Raw genomic sequence first — 17503 nt, 5'->3', positions numbered from 1 at the left:
CCGGAAAGGCCTGCACGAACCGGGAAGAACTTTGATGTCCGCGACGATCAACTCGAAGACTTACAGTGGCGATACGCTTGAGATCATCGCCTTCCGCCTTCACGATCAGGAGTTCTGCGTGAAGACCACCACCATCCGCGAAATCCGCGGTTGGGCCCCGTCGACACCGCTCCCGCATGCACCGGCCGACGTCATCGGCGTCATGAACCTGCGCGGATCCGTCATCCCGATCATCGATCTGGCCTTCAAGCTGGGCATGAAGAGCACTGTCGCAAACGAGCGGAGCGCGATTGTGGTCGCCGAGGTGCATAACATGGTCATCGGCATGCTGGTCGATCGCGTGTCCGACATCCTGACCATTCCCGCAAACACGGTTCAGCCGGTTCCGGAAGTCTCCGCTTCGTTCGACAAGTCGTTCTCGGAAGGCATCATCGCCAACGAAAACGGCATGATCTGCTTCCTCAACCTGTCAAAGATGTTCAAGGGCACCGAAGTAGAAGAACTCGCTGCCTAAACCATCCCCGCGATTTGAACAAAGGCCGCATGACTAAGTCATGCGGCCTTTGTCGTTTGCTTCGTAATACTTGCTCACAACCAGGCTTCATCCATCACTTTTTAATATTTATGCTTTCTAATGTTATCCCGGGGCGACGACCATCCCGCTGTTGGGAAAAGGCGTCAAAAGTACGCAGCCGAGTGTCCGACGCGGCGCGGCAAGGGGATAATCATGCTGGGATTGGGTAAAGCCGGGGATGTGGCGCGGATCTTCGACGCCATATCGCGTTCGCAGGCCGTTATTGAATTTGATCTGACCGGCACCATCCTGGATGCCAACGAGAATTTCTGCCAGGCGCTGGGGTACACGCTCGCAGAAATAAAAGGCAAGCATCACCGCATGTTCTGCGAGCCCGCTTTCGTTGCGTCCGACGAATACCGCTCTTTCTGGAAAGACCTCGCTGCCGGCAAGTTCGAGGCGCGGGAGTACAAGCGTATCACCAAATCAGGCGGGGAAATCTGGATCCAGGCCTCCTACAACCCGGTCATGCGCAACGGCAAACCATACAAGGTCATCAAGTTCGCGACCGATATCACGGCCACGAAGCTGAAGGCAGCCGACGACGCGAGCAAGCTTTCGGCAATCAGCCGGTCGCAGGCCGTCATCGAATTCACACCACAGGGCGAAATCCTCGACGCCAACGAAAATCTCTGCAACGCTGTCGGCTACGATCTGGCCGAGATCAAGGGACGCCACCACCGGATGTTCTGCGAGCCTGGCTATGCGGCGTCACCTGCCTATGCGGAATTCTGGAAGAAGCTGTCGGAAGGCGAGTTCATTGCCGACGAGTTTGTCCGCTACGGAAGGGGTGGCCGCGAGATCTGGATCCAGGCCGCCTATAACCCGATCCGCGATCTCAGTGGCAAGGTCACGAAGGTCGTCAAGTTTGCAACCGACGTGACGCCGCGCATGAACGCAATCGGCATGCTGAGCAAAGGCCTGCGCAATCTCGCGGACGGCAAGCTTGACCAGTCGCTCGATACGCCCTTCGTGCCGAGCATGGAAACCACCCGAAGCGACTTCAACGAGGTCGCCGCCAAGCTGACCGATGCCATGCGCACCGTGGCGCAGAATGCAGCCGGTATTGCCGCGGCTTCAACCGAAGTCCGTGACGCATCTGGAGAGCTCGCAAAGCGCACCGAGCAGGCGGCAGCCGCGCTTGAGCAGGCCGCAGCAGCCCTTGAGGAAGTGACGCGCACCGTCACCGATTCCAGCAGCCGCGCCGACGAGGCCGGCAAGCAGGTCAGGGCCACCAAGGAAAATGCCGAACAATCCGGCCTTGTCGTCCGCAGTGCCATTTCGGCGATGGACGAGATCGCCGCCTCGTCGAACGAGATCAACAACATCATTGGCGTGATCGACGACATCGCCTTCCAGACCAACCTCCTGGCCCTGAACGCCGGTGTCGAGGCGGCGCGCGCGGGTGAAGCGGGCAAGGGATTTGCCGTGGTTGCTCAGGAAGTGCGCGAACTCGCTCAGCGTTCGGCCAAGGCCGCCAAGGAGATCAAGACTCTGATCAACACCTCGGCACATCAGGTCTCCAGCGGTGTCGAACTGGTCGGGCGTACCGGCCGATCACTGCAGGAAATCCTCGTGCAGGTGGCAAGCATCCATGAAAATGTCGGCGCGATCGTCGAGGCATCCCGCGAACAGGCAACCAGCCTGCGAGAGATCAGCAGCGCGGTCAATCACATGGACCAGGCGACCCAGAAGAACGCCGCGATGGTGGAAGAAACCACCGCCGCCAGCTATTCACTGGCCAACGAGGCCGATAGCCTGAAGGCTCTGCTCAGCCAATTCGATATCGGCTCCGTCACCTCCCAGGTCCGCAGGCCGGAATCGAACTATACGCCGGCAGCAGCCAACGTGGCGCCGCTGCGCATGGTCCAAGGCAATCTGAAAACCGCCGGTGGCTGGGAAGATTTCTGAGACACCCTCAAGAGCAGCCGGGGCGGCGTTCAGGTAACCTCGGCTGGCTCGAAACGGATCCGGTGCGGATGCGTGAAGATCTCGAAATCCTCGCCGCGTGAGAGTGCGACAAGGGTCATGCCTGCGGCGTCCGCCGTGCGGATGGCCAGTGCGGTCGGCGCCGATATGGCGATCAAGACTGGGGCACCGAGAATGGCGGCCTTCTGCACCATTTCTACCGAGATGCGGCTGGTAACGACGACGACGCCTTCGGCGCCCGTGCGGCCTGCGCGCATCACGGCGCCCGCAAGCTTGTCGAGCGCATTGTGCCGACCGACATCCTCGCGCACCGCAACCAGTCCCTCGCCGAGGACGTAGAAACCGGCTCCGTGAACCGCGCGAGTCTGGGCATGCAACGGCTGGGCGGAATTGAGCGCGTTGCTGGCACGCGCAATGTCAGCGGCTGACAGAAGCATGTCGACACCGGAGACATCAGGCACCGGACGCATCGCCTGCTCGATCGATTCGATGCCGCAAAGGCCGCAGCCGACGGGTCCTGCCATATGGCGTCGTCTGGCGCGCAGAGCATCTTCCTTGTCTTCGGCAAGCGTGACCTGAACATCGAGACCGTCGCCCTCCTGGAGCACCTCGATCCCTTCAATCTCGGCGATGGAAGCAATGATGCCTTCCGTCAGCGTGAAACCGGCCGCGAAGTCCTCGAGATCGGCAGGCGTGCCCATCATCACCGCCTGGGTTGAGCCACCGTAGGAAAAGGCGATCGGCACCTCTTCGGGTACGAACCGGCTCGTTTCCTTGACGAGCCCATCGCGATAGGACGTTTCAGCCAGCGAAACGGTCGGCGCGATGCCGCCCTTGTGTTCATCATTCAACGTGGACATCAGGACTTTCCGAGCAGGCGCGCCTCGTGGAGCAGCGCTGAAACCAGTGGCGTATTGGGTTCGCGATGCGGAGCGACAAGACCAACCGTATGGCTGACATGCGGCTCCACGATCGGAATGGTGCGGATATTCTGCGAGAAACCGAAGGACTCGGCCACGTTCTGCGGCATGATGCTGGCCCAGCGACCGGTACCGACATGCGCCAGCAGCGTGACCATCGAATTGGATTCAAGCATCGGCCTCGCCGTCACGCCGGCTTCCGCGAGGTGCTGGCTTATAATCCGGCGGTTCTGCATATCCGGCGTCAAAAGGCAGAGCTGCAACCCGGCCATTTCGGTCCAGGTCACCTGTTTACGGTCGGAAAGAGGCGTGCCGTCGGCCGTGACAAGATTGTAGCTTTCTGAATAGAGCGGAATGCTGACGACACGACCGAGCGGCTCGTTGTCGAGATAGGTAATGCCCGCATCGATCTCGAAGTTGTCGAGCTGTGTCAGGATCTGCAGCGATGTGCGGGACACGACCGAAAACGTTACATCCGGATACCGGGTCTGGAAAGGCCCCGTCAGGCTGGGCACCATGGCAAGCGCCGTCGGGATGACGGCAAGACGGATGTGGCCCGCAAGACCCTTGCGGGCGGCGCGCATTTCCTCGCGCATCGTGCGGGCATCGCCTACAATGCGTTTTGCCCATTCCAGCACGCGCTGTCCCTCGGGCGTCAGGCCCTGATAGCGCGAACCGCGCACCACGAGCTGGACGCCGAGACTGTCTTCGAGGTGCCGGATCGCCGCCGACAGGGAAGGTTGGGCAATGCCGCATTCCTCGGCCGCGCGACCGAAATGGCCTTCCCGTGCCAGCGCAATGAAGAATTCCAGCTTGTCGATCAAAGCCCGCTCCCACACGATATGGCTCTGAATTGCCGGAACTTCCGGCGCCACATCCCATCAAATCACTCTGCCGGCAACTTATAGCGGCAAAAGAAATCGAATGCGCAGGAGATTTCGGCGTCGTCAATCACCTCTTCGTTGGTCGACGCTGGTAGACCGCAGGCTCTGCGAACTCAGGGTGCAGACGGCCTGGGATCAGGCAATCCGGGTTGACGCGAGACGATCCTCTTCCAGCACGATGCCGAGACCCGGCGCGTCGCCCAGTTCCAGCCAGCCGTGACTGTGCTTCAGAGGCGAAGCCATCGGATAATCCCGCCGCGCCTCGCTCCATTCCGGATTGTCGTAAGGGTATTCGAGGAAAGGCGCATCCCCCACGCCGGCAGTCAGATGCGCGTTGGCAAGCACGCCGATTCCGTTGGTCCAGCTGTGCGGCGTAAACGTCACCCCCGCCTCCCGCGCCTGATAGACGAGCCGCCGGCAGCCGGTAATGCCGCCCACCAGCGCAACATCCGGCTGGATCACGTCGAACGCACGCTCCTCGATGATATCGCGGAATTCCGAGAGCTCGCGGGTCATCTCGCCGCCCGCGATCCTCACCGACGTCGCCTCCTTCAACGCTCGCATGCCCTTGCGGTCGGACCGGAACAGCGGTTCTTCCATCCAGTAGATGTCGAGCCTTTCCAGTTCCTTCGCAACCGCAAGTGCATCCTTGAACGTCCATGGCAGTGTCGTATCCCAGGGCATGCGCCAGCCCTGATTGCAGTCGACCATCAGTTCCAGGCGATCGCCGACGCGGGCACGGATCGCTCCCAGCGCCTTGATGTCATCCCGCCAGCCGGAACGACCGCCGGCAGACGACGAGAAGCGCACCTTCATGGCCGGAAACCCCTCCTCGACGTAACGCTCCCCCTGATCCGCCATCGCCTGGGGATCGCGCAGCACGCCTGACGAAGCGTAGAGGCGCACCTTGTCCGAGCGGCCTCCGAGCATACGCCAGACGGGCTCTCCATTGATCTTGCCCGACAGATCCCAAAGCGCCAGATCCAGCGGCCAGCAGCGGCCATAGTGAAAGTTGATATGTGAGAGCACCTCGTAATGCCGTTCCAGATGACGTGGGTCCTGGCCGATGAACAGGTCCTCGTGGCCCTCGAAACCCTTCATCAGGTCGCCCGAGCCGATCCCCTCCCGGCCCTCATCGTCCCTGACGCGAACGATCGTGGCGTCGAAATGATGCCGCGGCCTGCCGTCCCAGCTTGCCTTGAACGGCGGATCGAGCGGCAGGCGATGATGGGTGATCTCGATCGATGCGATACGGCTCATGTTCTTTCCTCCGCTGATGTTGCCGGACTGACGAAGACCCCTCCCCACCCTCCCCACGAGGGGGAGGGCTTTAACCCGCCGCAACGCCGGAGATCAATTCCAGACGAGCGACCGCCACGAGTCTTCTCCCCCCTTGTGGGGGAGATGGCCGGCAGGCCAGAGAGGGCCTTCCTACCCAAACTGCTGCCAGATGGTTTTGTAGTCGCAGTATTTGTCGATCGCATGCACCGAACGGTCGCGTCCGAAACCGGATTGCTTGAACCCGCCGAAGGGTGTCGAGAAATTCGCCATGTCATAAGTGTTGATCCACACGGTGCCCGCATGGATCGCTTCCGAAATGCGGTGAGCGCGGTCCATGTCTTTGGTGAAGACCGCGCCGGCCAGACCGTAGATCGTATCGTTGGCAATCCGGAGAGCTTCTTCCTCCGTATCGAAGGGGATCACACCAAGGACGGGTCCGAATATCTCCTGCCGCGCCAGGCTCATGTCGTTGGTCATGTCGACAAAGACACCGGGCGAGATATAGAAGCCGCCCGTCTCGGAAAGCACGCGTTCGGCGCCGAAGACGCGTTTGGCACCCTCCGTCTCTCCGGCAGCGATCATGCCGAGTACTTTTTCCATATGCGCTTCGTCGATCAGCGCGCCGATCTGGGACGACGGTTCGAACGGATGTGCGAGCGCGATGTCACTCGCCGTCACCGCCTCGATTTTCGCGATCAGCCTCTCCTGAACCGAGCGCTGCACCAGAAGCCGGGTCGAGGCATGGCAGGTTTCCCCGGCATTGTAGAAGCAGCCCCAGGCGGCGGCCGAGGCGGCGGCATCAAGGTCTGCATCCTCGAACACGACGATGGGCGACTTGCCGCCAAGCTCAAGCGCCACGCGCTTCACGTTGGACTGGGCTGCATAGCCCATGATCAGCTTGCCGACTTCGGTCGAACCGGTAAAGGCAATCATGTCCACATCCATATGCAGCGCCAGCGGCTTGCCGGCCTCTTCGCCATAACCGGTGACGACATTGAACACGCCAGCCGGAAGACCTGCTTCCACGGCCAGTGCCGCAAGCCGGAGCGCCGAGAGAGACGATTGTTCGGCCGGTTTGAGGACGACGCTATTGCCGGCCGCGATTGCCGGACCAAGCTTCCAGGCGTCGATGATCATCGGGTAGTTCCAGGGCGTGATGACCCCGATCACGCCGAGCGGCACTTTTCGCACCAGTGCGCGGGCATTCGGGCCGGTCGGTGCGACCTCGTCATACTGCTTGTCGATCATTTCACCGTAATACTGGATGCCATCGGCGCAGAGGCGCACATCGACATTGAGCGACGCCAGAACCGGCTTGCCGACATCGAGCGTTTCCAGCATCGCAAGCTCTTCGGCATGGGCGCGGATGAGGTCTGCCCATCGGAGCATGACCTTCTTTTTCTCGAGCGGCTCTCGTTTGCGCCAGACACCACTCTCGAAGGCTGCGCGGGCAGATGCAACGGCAACGTCGATATCTGCGCCCACCCCGCGCGCGAGCGGCGTCCCCGGCTTGCCGTCCATCGGGCGCGGACGGGTGAAGGTCTCGCCTGACTGCGCCGGGCGGTAGTCGCCTTCTATGAAAAGACGGCCTTCGAGCTTGAGCGAGGAAAGCGCGCTTTCCCAGTAATCGCGGGTATGGGTCGTGGTCATCGGAGTGTCCCTGTTCCTAAAGCGTCTTCGGCAGCGCCATGATCGTGTTCGCGAAGGCATCGATGTCAGCGTCTGAAACGTCGTGGACGGTCGAGCGCCGCATCGGCTGGTTTTCCGGCGCCCGCATTTCGGCGGCAAGGTCTGCACCCGAAAAGGCCTCGAATGCCTTCGGCAGCGCGCGCTGCACCCCGCAGCGATCCATGAGATCGGTAACAAACCCGGGCAGCACCTGCGCATCGGCAAGCCCCAGCACATGGGCCGCGTCGCTCAGGTCCGGCGTGTCGGCATCGCAGAGCCACGAAAGCGTCGCCTCGAAGCCGAGCGCCGTGGCAAGACCGTGATGAATCGGCGCAAGGCCCGCCAGCGCATGACTGATATTGTGCGCGACAGCCGTGCCGCAGTTGTCGATCGCGATACCGGCATAGCAGGATCCCAGCAGCACCTTCCCGCGGGCATCGAGATTGCCTGGAGCCTTGACGGCCGTTTCCAGCGAACCTGCCACCAGCCGCATGGCCTCATGAGCGTAGAGTTTCGCGCCGGCATGCGTGTTGCGGTTGGTCGCCGCCTCGAACGCGTGAATAAAGGCATCCATGCCGCACCACGCCGTCAGGTGCGACGGCAGCGAAATGGTGAGTTCCGGATCGAGGATGACGAGATCTGCCTTGGTTTCCCCTCCCCAGATCCACAGCTTCTTGCCTTCCGGCCCGGCAAAGATATTCGTCGCTGAAGTTTCCGAGCCGGTGCCCGCAGTCGTCGGCACCATGATCTTCTTCAGGGGGTTGCGCGGAAGCGGATTGGCCGCCAGTGCATAGTGCATCGGATCCTCGCCGGACGCCGCGCAGCAGGCGGCGATCTTGGCGATATCCAGCGCCGACCCGCCGCCAATACCGATGACGAGATTGGAACCCCTCGCCAGCTCACTTGCGGCGCGAAGATGCGTGAGTTTGGGCTCGCCCGAGAAATCACAATACAGTCGCGGCTCGATCCCGGCGGTGACCAACTCATCCGCAAGTGCTGCGGCGAGCCCGCTCGATGCCAGGAACCCGTCCATGACAACGGTTGCGATCGCCACGTCCTCGAATCCTCTGACAGCGGAGGCGAGATCGCGGAATAGCCCCGTGCCGAAGCGGATGTCTGGAACTGACGAAGTCGAGAACTGCATGATGGAGACACCCCGGACAAGATCACGTGGCGACAGTGTGCATCACAATTTGAACTCTTCAAATCCATCGGTTTTTCGGGCTTATTGATGATGTGAAATCATGGAGCATGAAATGCTGGACAGAATTCCGCTGGAAGCCTTCCGCGTCTTCGATGCCGCATGCCGGTTCATGAATTTCTCCCGCGCAGGTCGTGAGCTCCACATCACCCAGGCCGCCGTCAGCCGGCGTATCCAGGGGCTGGAAGACCAGCTCGGCGCGAAGCTTTTCACCCGCCGCGGCCGCAATCTCAGCCTGACGCCGGAGGGAGACCGTCTTGCCCAGAGGGTGCGCGCCACGCTGGAATATCTGGAGGAAAGTCTTGAGCCGTTCCGGGGTGGTGGCCGCGAAACCATCTCGATCGCCGCCAGCAGCTCGGTCTCGCATCTGTGGCTCGGCAAGCGCCTGAAGGATTTCGACAATGAAAGCCCTTCTGTTTCCGTGCGTTTGCTGACGACGGACGTGCCGTCGGAACTGGCATCGGAAGCCAACGACCTCGTTATCCTGTACGCCGCCGGCGAACACCCGCGGTGGAACCTCACTTTGCTGATCCGGGAAAACCTCGTCCCCGTCGCCTCCCCCGCCTATGTGGAAAGACGTGGGCTCGATGCAGCGTCGCTCACCGCAGACGCCATGACACAGCTGGACCTGATCGATTACGAGCGGGCCAACGCCCACTGGATTTCGCTCAGGCAATGGTTCGCGCGCTTGCCGAAGCCACCCAAGGCAGCGATCAAGCCGCGCCTGTCCTTCTCGACCTACTCACTGGCGATAGATGCCGCCCTTCGAGGCGAGGGCGTGACGCTTGGCAGCAGAGGATTGATTGCCGAGGAGCTCGCGTCCGGAACACTGGTGGAGCTTGGTACGGCGCAGCTCGATACGGGCTATGGCTACTATCTCGGCATGCCGCGCTACCGCTCGCTCACCCCAGGCGCCGCACGTCTCCACCAGCACCTGCTCGGAAACCCATAGGCAACGCACGAGCCAGAAACGAGAAAGGCGGCCCGATGGACCGCCCTTCGTAAATTATATTGGACTCTGAATAATCAGGCCGGAACGACGATACCGTTCAGATGCGTCAGTTCGGACAGGAACTGTTCGAGCTTCGTCTTGTGCTCGTCGCTGTTAGCGTTGTCGATGGCAGCCTGCGTGGCATCGATGCGCTTCTGCAGCGTGTCCTGGTTCAGTTCGGTCACCGGCACAGCGGATTCCGCGAGCAGCGTGCAGCTGTCCTGAACGATATCGGCAAAACCACCGAAAACGACGTATTTGGTGACCTGACCCGAGGCAAGCTTCACGGACACGACGCCCGGCTTGATCGTCGTCATCGTCGGCGCATGGTTGGCAAGCACCGTCATTTCGCCAAGCGTAGCCGGAATCACCACTTCGGAGACATTCTCCGACACGAGCAGGCGCTCGGGCGATACCAGTTCAAATTTGAAAGCGTCGGCCATCAAGGTCCACTTCCCTCGAGTGTTTCAAGCAGGAATGGCGCGCCGGATCATCTCCCGCGCGCCGTCTTATAGGATCAGGCAGCTTCGGAAAGCTTCTTTGCCTTTTCAATGGCTTCTTCAATCGAGCCGACCATGTAGAAGGCAGCTTCCGGCAGGTGATCGTATTCGCCGGCAACGAGGCCCTTGAAGCCCTTGATCGTGTCTTCGAGAGCAACCAGCTTGCCCGGCGCACCGGTGAACACTTCGGCGACGAAGAACGGCTGCGACAGGAAGCGCTCGATCTTGCGGGCGCGCTGAACGGTCATCTTGTCCTCTTCGGACAGTTCGTCCATGCCGAGGATGGCGATGATGTCCTGCAGAGCCTTGTAGCGCTGAAGCGTAGTCTGAACCTTACGAGCGATCTCGTAATGCTCTTCGCCGACAACCAGCGGGTCGAGCATGCGCGAAGTCGAGTCGAGCGGATCAACAGCCGGGTAGATACCCTTTTCGGCGATCGAGCGCGACAGAACCGTCGTTGCGTCCAAGTGGGCGAACGAGGTTGCAGGAGCCGGGTCGGTCAAGTCGTCGGCGGGAACGTAGATGGCCTGAACCGAGGTAATCGAACCCTTGGTCGTGGTGGTGATACGTTCCTGCATCTGACCCATGTCGGTCGCAAGCGTCGGCTGATAGCCAACGGCCGAAGGAATACGGCCGAGAAGAGCCGACACTTCGGAACCTGCCTGGGTAAAGCGGAAGATGTTGTCCACGAAGAACAGAACGTCCTGGCCTTTGTCGCGGAAGTCTTCAGCGATGGTCAGACCCGTCAGAGCGACGCGAGCGCGCGCACCCGGAGGTTCGTTCATCTGGCCGTAAACGAGAGCTGCCTTCGAGCCTTCGCCGCCGCCATGCTTGTTCACGCCGGATTCGATCATTTCGTGGTAAAGGTCGTTGCCTTCGCGGGTACGTTCACCCACGCCAGCAAATACCGAGTAACCACCGTGCGCCTTGGCGACGTTGTTGATCAGTTCCATGATGAGAACGGTCTTGCCAACGCCAGCGCCGCCGAACAGGCCAACCTTGCCGCCCTTGGAATAGGGAGCCAGCAGATCGACGACCTTGATGCCGGTTACCAGGATCTGGCCTTCGGTCGACTGCTCGACGTAGGACGGTGCTTCCTGGTGGATCGAGCGCTTGCCCGACGTGATCAGCGGACCAGCTTCGTCGACCGGCTCGCCGATGACGTTCATGATGCGGCCGAGCGTCTCAGGACCAACCGGAACGGTGATCGGAGCGCCGGTATCCGTTACGCGCTGACCGCGAACAAGACCTTCGGTCGAGTCCATGGCGATGGTGCGAACCTGGTTTTCACCAAGATGCTGCGCGACTTCAAGAACGAGGCGGTTGCCGTTGTTCTCTGTTTCAAGCGCGTTGAGGATCGCCGGCAGTTCGCCGTCGAACGCCACGTCGACGACAGCGCCGATAACCTGGGTCACTTTGCCGAGGGACGTGCCCGTTGCGGTAGCCATGATTATTACCCTCTTTCTTTACCTCAGAGCGCTTCCGCGCCCGAAATGATTTCGATGAGTTCCTTGGTGATCTGTGCCTGGCGCTGACGGTTGTAGGAGAGCGTCAGCTTGTTGATCATGTCACCGGCATTGCGCGTCGCGTTGTCCATTGCAGACATCTGCGCGCCATAGAAGGAAGCGTTGTTTTCAAGAAGTGCACGGAAGATCTGCACTGCGATGTTCTTCGGCAGCAGGTCTTCCAGGATTTCCTGTTCGCTCGGCTCGTATTCGTAAAGTGCGGCAGAACCGGCATCCGGCTGTGCTGCATCCCTGACGTCGAACTTTGCGGGGATGATCTGCTGGGCAGTTGCCACCTGCGCGATAACCGACTGGAAGCGCGCAAAGAAAAGCGTCGCAACGTCGAATTCGCCGGCGTTGAACAGCTCGAGCACCTTGTGGGCCACTTCGTCGGCCTGGACGAAACCAAGCTGCTTAACTTCGCGGAAGGTCACGTAGTGGACGATGTTGTCCTTGAACGTACGGCGAAGCACGTCGTTGCCCTTGCGGCCGACGGTCAGGATCTTGACCGTCTTGCCCTGTGCAATCAGCTTTAGCGCATGCTCGCGTGCCAGACGGACGATCGAGGAGTTGAAGCCCCCCGCCAGACCACGCTCGCCGGTCGCAACGATCAGGAGATGAACCTGATCCTTGCCAGTCCCGGACAAGAGAAGCGGTGCTTCAGCATTGCCGGCATTGGCAGCCGTAAGGCTGGCCAATACTTTGGTCATACGCTCCGCATAAGGACGGGCAGCCTCGGCCGCCTCCTGTGCACGGCGCAGTTTCGCAGCGGCGACCATTTTCATCGCCCTGGTGATCTTCTGCGTCGCCTTGACGGAGGCGATCCGGTTTTTCAGATCCTTAAGTGAAGGCATCCGTTATCGGTCCTCGATCTAGATCCGTTTTAGGCGAAAGACTTGGCGAAGCTGTCGAGAGCTGCCTTGAGCTTTGCCTTCGTGTCGTCGGAAACCTGCTTCTCGCTGCGGATCGTTTCGAGAACCGCCTTGCCTTCGGAACGAAGGTAGGAGAGCAGACCCTGCTCGAACTTGCCGACATCGGAAACCGCGATCTTGTCGAGGTAGCCGTTGACGCCAGCAAAGATCACCGCAACCTGCTCTTCGGTCTTCAGCGGCGAGAACTGCGGCTGCTTCAGAAGTTCGGTCAGGCGTGCACCGCGGTTAAGCAGGCGCTGTGTCGAGGCGTCGAGGTCGGAGCCGAACTGCGCGAACGCAGCCATTTCACGATACTGGGCAAGCTCGCCCTTGATCGAACCGGCAACCTGCTTCATCGCCTTGATCTGCGCGGCCGAGCCAACGCGGGACACCGACAGACCGACGTTAACGGCCGGACGGATACCCTGGTAGAACAGGTCGGTTTCAAGGAAGATCTGGCCATCGGTGATCGAGATCACGTTGGTCGGAATAAACGCCGAAACGTCGTTACCCTGGGTTTCGATAACAGGCAGAGCCGTCAGCGAACCGGAGCCACGCTCGTCGGAGAGCTTTGCAGCGCGCTCAAGAAGACGCGAATGCAGGTAGAAGACGTCGCCCGGATAAGCTTCGCGGCCCGGAGGACGACGCAGCAGAAGGGACATCTGACGATAAGCGACGGCCTGCTTGGAAAGGTCGTCATAAGCGATCAGCGCGTGCTGACCGTTGTCGCGGAAGTACTCGCCCATCGCGCAACCGGCGAACGGAGCTAGATACTGCATCGGAGCAGCGTCGGATGCGGTCGCAGCAACGATAATCGAGTAAGGCAGTGCGCCGCGTTCTTCGAGAACCTTGACGAACTGGGCAACCGTCGAGCGCTTCTGACCGATGGCCACGTACACGCAGAACAGCTTGTCGTTTTCCGGGCCGGTCTCGTGGATCGCCTTCTGGTTCAGGAACGCGTCGAGAATGATCGCGGTCTTGCCGGTCTGACGGTCGCCGATGACGAGCTCGCGCTGACCGCGGCCAACCGGGATCAGAGCATCGATGGCCTTGAGGCCGGTCGACATCGGCTCATGAACCGACTTGCGCGGGATGATGCCGGGAGCCTTAACGTCGACGCGCGAACGGCGGGTCGCGTTGATCGGGCCCTTGCCGTCGATCGGGTTGCCAAGCGCGTCAACGACACGGCCAAGCAGTTCTGGACCAACAGGAACGTCAACGATGGCGCCGGTCCGCTTGACGGTGTCGCCTTCCTTGATGTTACGGTCGGAGCCGAAGATAACCACGCCGACATTGTCGGATTCGAGGTTCAGCGCCATACCGCGGACACCGCCCGGGAACTCGACCATTTCACCAGCCTGGACATTGTCAAGGCCGTAAACGCGAGCGATACCGTCACCGACGGACAGAACCTGGCCGACTTCAGAGACTTCGGCTTCCTGGCCGAAGTTCTTGATCTGGTCCTTGAGAATTGCGGAAATTTCCGCTGCACGGATATCCATCAGCCGACCTCTTTCAATGCAAGCTTAAGGGTGGAAAGTTTGGTGCGAAGGGACGTATCGATCTGACGCGAGCCGACCTTGACGATCAGGCCGCCGAGGATCGACGGATCGATCGTAACGGCGATTGTCACATCCTTGCCGGTGACGCCCTTCAGCGCCGACTTAAGTTCAGTTTCCTGCGCTGGGGTGAGCGCGTGGGCAGAAGTTACCTCAGCGGTAACCTCGCCACGATGCTCGGCAGCGATTTGGCGGAAGCTGCGGATCATGCCCGGAAGCGCAAACAGACGGCGATTTCCGGCAACGACCTTAATGAAGTTGAGAACGGCACCGGTGATGCCAGCCTTTTCGGCAACGGCTGTCACCGCGTTCTGCTGATCGTGGGCGGAAAACACCGGGCTTGCAACCAGACGCCGAAGGTCTTCGCTCTCATCCAGCAACGCCTGAAACCGATCGAGATCGGCGCTGACTTTATCGATGGAACCGGTTTCGAGCGCGAGCTCAAAAAGCGAAGAAGCGTAACGCTCTGCGACACCGGAAATAAGCGGGGACGTGTCAGCCACGGGCACAGTTTCCCTGAATTGCCATCCAAGCGCCGCGCCCTTTGTTAGAGGATCAGCAAGACCTTGAAAATATTTGATTATTAATCAGAACCAGCAAGGCCTCCACCCCACCATTTCCGACTTTCGCGGTCCGTCTAGCATAGGATGTAGGGACTCGCAACACGGGAGAGGCGGGAAAACGCCCCTCGGACAAGAGCTTGAGTCGTTTTTATGTCGAACTGCGCTGGATTTGACCGCGTCTGCGATGAACTCTCGCAATTGGAAAGCTCAGAGATAGCCGAAGACATAGGCGAGCGGGCCCGCTGAAAGCACAACCTGAAGTAGGAGAATCAGTGTATTTTTCACAGTCGCGCCACGATCCAAAGCAAACGAGACAAGCCGTCCGAATGCCCCCAAACCGAGCACGATGCCGAGCACCATATAGAACCAGTCTTGGGCAAAGATGATCGGCACGACGCCGAGGCCGACATATTGAGCGCCGGCGACCCGTACCGATCCGTAACCCTCCGGCGTCACGTCGCCGATCCGAAACGCCGAAAACCGCAGGCAGGGACCGGGGAACAGCAGGATGAGGAGCCCGATGAGAGCCGTTGCGGCAGCGCAGACAAAAGCCAGCTGCTCGCCGGTCTCGGTAGGGAAATACAGTTCCATGACATCCTCGAATCGTTCTTGTGCGGCGATTTTACCGAAAGCGGTAAACAACTCGCAAAGATGAGATCAGAGAAAGCTCTGCGGATCGATATCGAGCTGGATCTGCACCGTACCACGCACCTTCGGGCCGGCTGAAATCATCGCCTTCAGGAAAGCCTGCATGTCGGAATTGCGCCGTCCGTGCACAAGAAGCCGGAAGCGGTGGCGCCCACGTACCAGCGCCAGCGGCGCTTCGGCTGGACCGAGCACGGAAATGCCGGTCACCCTTGGCGCGGCCGCGCGCAATCCCCGTGCATGGGTTTCCGCATCGGCGCGCGTATCGGCAGACACGATGAGCGACGCCAGCCTCCCGAACGGTGGAAGGATTGCCTTTTCGCGCTCCGCGATCTCACGCTCGTAAAAAGCGCCCGCATCGCCGGAGACGATTGCCTGCATGACGGGATGCTGCGGCTGGAAGGTCTGGATCAGGCCGTGGCTCTTCAACCCTGTTCGCCCGGCACGCCCCGTTACCTGGCTGAGCAGCTGGAACGTCCTCTCGGCCGCCCGCGGGTCTCCATTCGACAGGCCGAGATCCGCATCGACGATGCCGACCAGCGTCATCAGCGGAAAGTTATGGCCCTTCGCCACCAGCTGTGTGCCGATCACGATATCCACATCGCCCTTGGCGATCGCGTCGAGCTCCATCCGCAACCGCTTCACGCCGCCGAGCAGGTCCGACGACATGACGATGGTGCGGGCTTCCGGGAAATGCTTCTCCACCTCTTCCGCGATCCGCTCCACGCCCGGCCCGCAGGCGACGAGGTGGTCGAACGTCCCGCATTCCGGGCAGGCTTCCGGAGTATGTTCGTGATAGCCGCACTGATGGCACTGGATCTGGTTTCTGAAGCGATGCTCGACCAGCCAGCTCGAACATTGCGGGCACTGGAAGCGGTGGCCGCAGACACGGCAGAGCGTCAGCGGCGCATAGCCGCGACGGTTCAGAAACAGCAGCGACTGCTCGCCGCGCTCCAGCGCCTTCTTCATGCCGCGCAGGAGAATGGGCGAGAGGAACCCACCGCGTTCCGGCGGATGGCGGCGCATGTCGACGAGATGCAGGTCCGGCAGTGCTGCATCACCAAAGCGGGTCGGCAGGTGGACCGTCGTGTAGCGCCCGGAGAGCCCGTTGACCTGGCTTTCCACTGAAGGCGTCGCCGACACCAGCACGATCGGAAAATCGCCGATCCGGGCCCGCACCACCGCCATGTCGCGGGCATTGTAGAAGACGCGGTCCTCCTGCTTGTAGGCAGGGTCGTGTTCTTCGTCGATGACGATCAGCCCCAGATCCTCGAACGGCAGGAACAGAGCCGAACGGGCCCCGGCAACCACCCTCACCTCCCCCGTCACGACGCCGCGCCAGACTTTCTCACGGATACGGGGGGATAGATCCGAATGCCATTCGGCAGGCTTTGCCCCGAACCGCTGCTCGAACCGATCGAGAAAGCTCGACGTGAGTGCGATTTCCGGCAACAGGATCAGAACCTGCTTGTCTTGTCGGAGCGCCTGCGCGATCGCCTCGAAATACACTTCCGTCTTGCCGGACCCCGTGACACCATCGATCAGGGACGCGGCAAACCCGCCGGCGCGGACCGAAGCGACGATCTCTTCGGCCGCCCCCTTCTGAGGTCCCTCGATACGGGGCGCGGTGTATTCCGGGTCCGGCCTTGCCACCACCGGCGGCGGCGGCAGGAAAATCGTGTCGAACACACCCTGCTTGATCAATCCGTCGACGACGCTCAGGGAAACGCCGGCCGCATGCGCAAGGCCGCTGCGGGTCCAGGGCGCTTCCTGCTCCTTCGCACGGTCGAGCACCCGGGTTCTGGCCGGTGTCAGTCGCGCCGGCTCGCCACCGATGAAGCGCAGACCCTCCACCATCGGTTCCGGATCGAGCGCAGCCGGAGCCCGGATCGCCATGCGTGCCACGAAACCCGGCGGTGATAGCGTGTAGGCCGAGACCCAGTCGACGAAATCGCGCATCTCCTTGGAAAGCGGCGGGCAATCGAAGGCGAGCGTGATCGGCCGCAGCTTCTTCGGGTCGAGCGCGCTGTCGTCCGCGCCATCCCACACGACGCCGATCATCTGGCGTGGACCGACCGGCACCTGCACGACGGAACCGGGCACCACGACCAGTCCCTCGGGCACGGCATAGCTGTATGGACCCGGCACCGGCAAAGGCACCAGGACCGGCACGACGGCCGCGACGGGCTTATCGAGGAGCGGACCGAACAGGTCGGACGAATCTGTGTCCATGGCGGGACCATGCCCAAAACCGGAACGAAAGGGAACCGCTGTTTGAGCAGCCGCCCCATCGACGGCAAACATCGCGGCGCGAAATTCAGGTTGCATTTTAAACAATTGCTTACTATAGGTAGAGCTGAAAACCGGAGTGG

15 protein-coding genes are annotated in these 17503 nt (G+C 61.0%); 3 read left to right on the top strand and 12 right to left on the bottom strand.

The features are described from left to right. Positions 1 to 34 precede the first annotated feature (34 nt). Positions 35 to 514, top strand: coding sequence for a chemotaxis protein CheW (locus ACQY1J_RS05720; protein WP_062462566.1), 480 nt, complete (start codon positions 35 to 37; stop codon positions 512 to 514). A 213-nt stretch (positions 515 to 727) separates the two neighbouring features. Then, on the top strand, positions 728 to 2485 hold the full coding sequence (locus ACQY1J_RS05715; RefSeq protein ID WP_430250906.1) for a methyl-accepting chemotaxis protein: 1758 nt from the start codon (positions 728 to 730) through the stop codon (positions 2483 to 2485). A gap of 29 nt (positions 2486 to 2514) precedes the next feature. On the opposite strand, the gene fdhD is transcribed toward ACQY1J_RS05715, so the two are convergent. The 5 genes from fdhD to ACQY1J_RS05690 all read right to left on the bottom strand — a co-directional run bounded on the left by fdhD (position 2515) and on the right by ACQY1J_RS05690 (position 8400). Next, positions 2515 to 3363, bottom strand: a complete 849-nt coding sequence (gene fdhD / locus ACQY1J_RS05710; protein ID WP_430250905.1) for a formate dehydrogenase accessory sulfurtransferase FdhD — start codon at positions 3361 to 3363, stop codon at positions 2515 to 2517. Then, positions 3363 to 4247 (bottom strand): LysR family transcriptional regulator, encoded by an 885-nt coding sequence (locus ACQY1J_RS05705; protein ID WP_062462554.1) that lies wholly within the window; start codon positions 4245 to 4247, stop codon positions 3363 to 3365. The genes fdhD and ACQY1J_RS05705 overlap by 1 nt, the downstream gene beginning before the upstream one ends. 195 nt (positions 4248 to 4442) lie before the next feature. Next, positions 4443 to 5567, bottom strand: coding sequence for a mandelate racemase/muconate lactonizing enzyme family protein (locus tag ACQY1J_RS05700; RefSeq protein WP_430250904.1), 1125 nt, complete (start codon positions 5565 to 5567; stop codon positions 4443 to 4445). Between the two features lie 171 nt (positions 5568 to 5738). Continuing rightward, positions 5739 to 7238: an aldehyde dehydrogenase family protein gene (locus ACQY1J_RS05695; RefSeq protein ID WP_430250903.1), complete on the bottom strand. Its 1500-nt coding sequence runs from the start codon at positions 7236 to 7238 to the stop codon at positions 5739 to 5741. Between the two features lie 16 nt (positions 7239 to 7254). Next, the gene (locus ACQY1J_RS05690; RefSeq protein ID WP_430250902.1) at positions 7255 to 8400 is read right to left on the bottom strand and encodes an iron-containing alcohol dehydrogenase; all 1146 of its coding nucleotides are present in this window, start codon (positions 8398 to 8400) and stop codon (positions 7255 to 7257) included. A gap of 112 nt (positions 8401 to 8512) precedes the next feature. On the opposite strand from ACQY1J_RS05690, the gene ACQY1J_RS05685 reads away from it, so the two are divergent. After that, positions 8513 to 9409 carry a LysR substrate-binding domain-containing protein gene (locus ACQY1J_RS05685; protein ID WP_184654585.1) on the top strand — a complete coding sequence of 299 codons (897 nt, stop codon included), beginning with the start codon at positions 8513 to 8515 and terminating at the stop codon, positions 9407 to 9409. A 74-nt stretch (positions 9410 to 9483) separates the two neighbouring features. Here ACQY1J_RS05685 and ACQY1J_RS05680 read toward each other — a convergent pair whose 3' ends face one another. The 7 genes from ACQY1J_RS05680 to ACQY1J_RS05650 all read right to left on the bottom strand — a co-directional run bounded on the left by ACQY1J_RS05680 (position 9484) and on the right by ACQY1J_RS05650 (position 17363). Continuing rightward, positions 9484 to 9891 (bottom strand): F0F1 ATP synthase subunit epsilon, encoded by a 408-nt coding sequence (locus ACQY1J_RS05680; protein WP_062462547.1) that lies wholly within the window; start codon positions 9889 to 9891, stop codon positions 9484 to 9486. 74 nt (positions 9892 to 9965) lie between these two features. After that, a complete protein-coding gene (gene atpD / locus ACQY1J_RS05675) occupies positions 9966 to 11396 on the bottom strand; it encodes a F0F1 ATP synthase subunit beta (RefSeq protein ID WP_062581713.1) in 1431 nt (476 codons plus the stop codon). Between the two features lie 23 nt (positions 11397 to 11419). Further along, complete coding sequence (locus tag ACQY1J_RS05670; protein WP_062581712.1) at positions 11420 to 12307, bottom strand: F0F1 ATP synthase subunit gamma; 888 nt, start codon at positions 12305 to 12307, stop codon at positions 11420 to 11422. A gap of 29 nt (positions 12308 to 12336) precedes the next feature. Next, positions 12337 to 13866: a F0F1 ATP synthase subunit alpha gene (atpA, locus tag ACQY1J_RS05665; protein WP_062462534.1), complete on the bottom strand. Its 1530-nt coding sequence runs from the start codon at positions 13864 to 13866 to the stop codon at positions 12337 to 12339. Then, positions 13866 to 14432 (bottom strand): F0F1 ATP synthase subunit delta, encoded by a 567-nt coding sequence (locus tag ACQY1J_RS05660; protein WP_062581709.1) that lies wholly within the window; start codon positions 14430 to 14432, stop codon positions 13866 to 13868. Before ACQY1J_RS05660 ends, atpA begins: the two co-directional genes overlap by 1 nt. A gap of 261 nt (positions 14433 to 14693) precedes the next feature. Next, entirely contained in the window at positions 14694 to 15077 is a 384-nt protein-coding gene (locus ACQY1J_RS05655; RefSeq protein ID WP_430250901.1) for a DUF4345 domain-containing protein, read from the bottom strand. 66 nt (positions 15078 to 15143) lie between these two features. Then, positions 15144 to 17363: a primosomal protein N' gene (locus ACQY1J_RS05650; RefSeq protein ID WP_430250900.1), complete on the bottom strand. Its 2220-nt coding sequence runs from the start codon at positions 17361 to 17363 to the stop codon at positions 15144 to 15146. Positions 17364 to 17503 lie beyond the last annotated feature (140 nt).

It is taken from the genome of Neorhizobium sp. DAR64860/K0K1 (assembly GCF_050500205.1).
Classification (GTDB): Bacteria; Pseudomonadota; Alphaproteobacteria; order Rhizobiales; family Rhizobiaceae; genus Neorhizobium; species Neorhizobium soli.
Note: the sequence above shows the minus strand (reverse complement) of the source record. Positions and strands in the feature narration are given on the sequence as shown.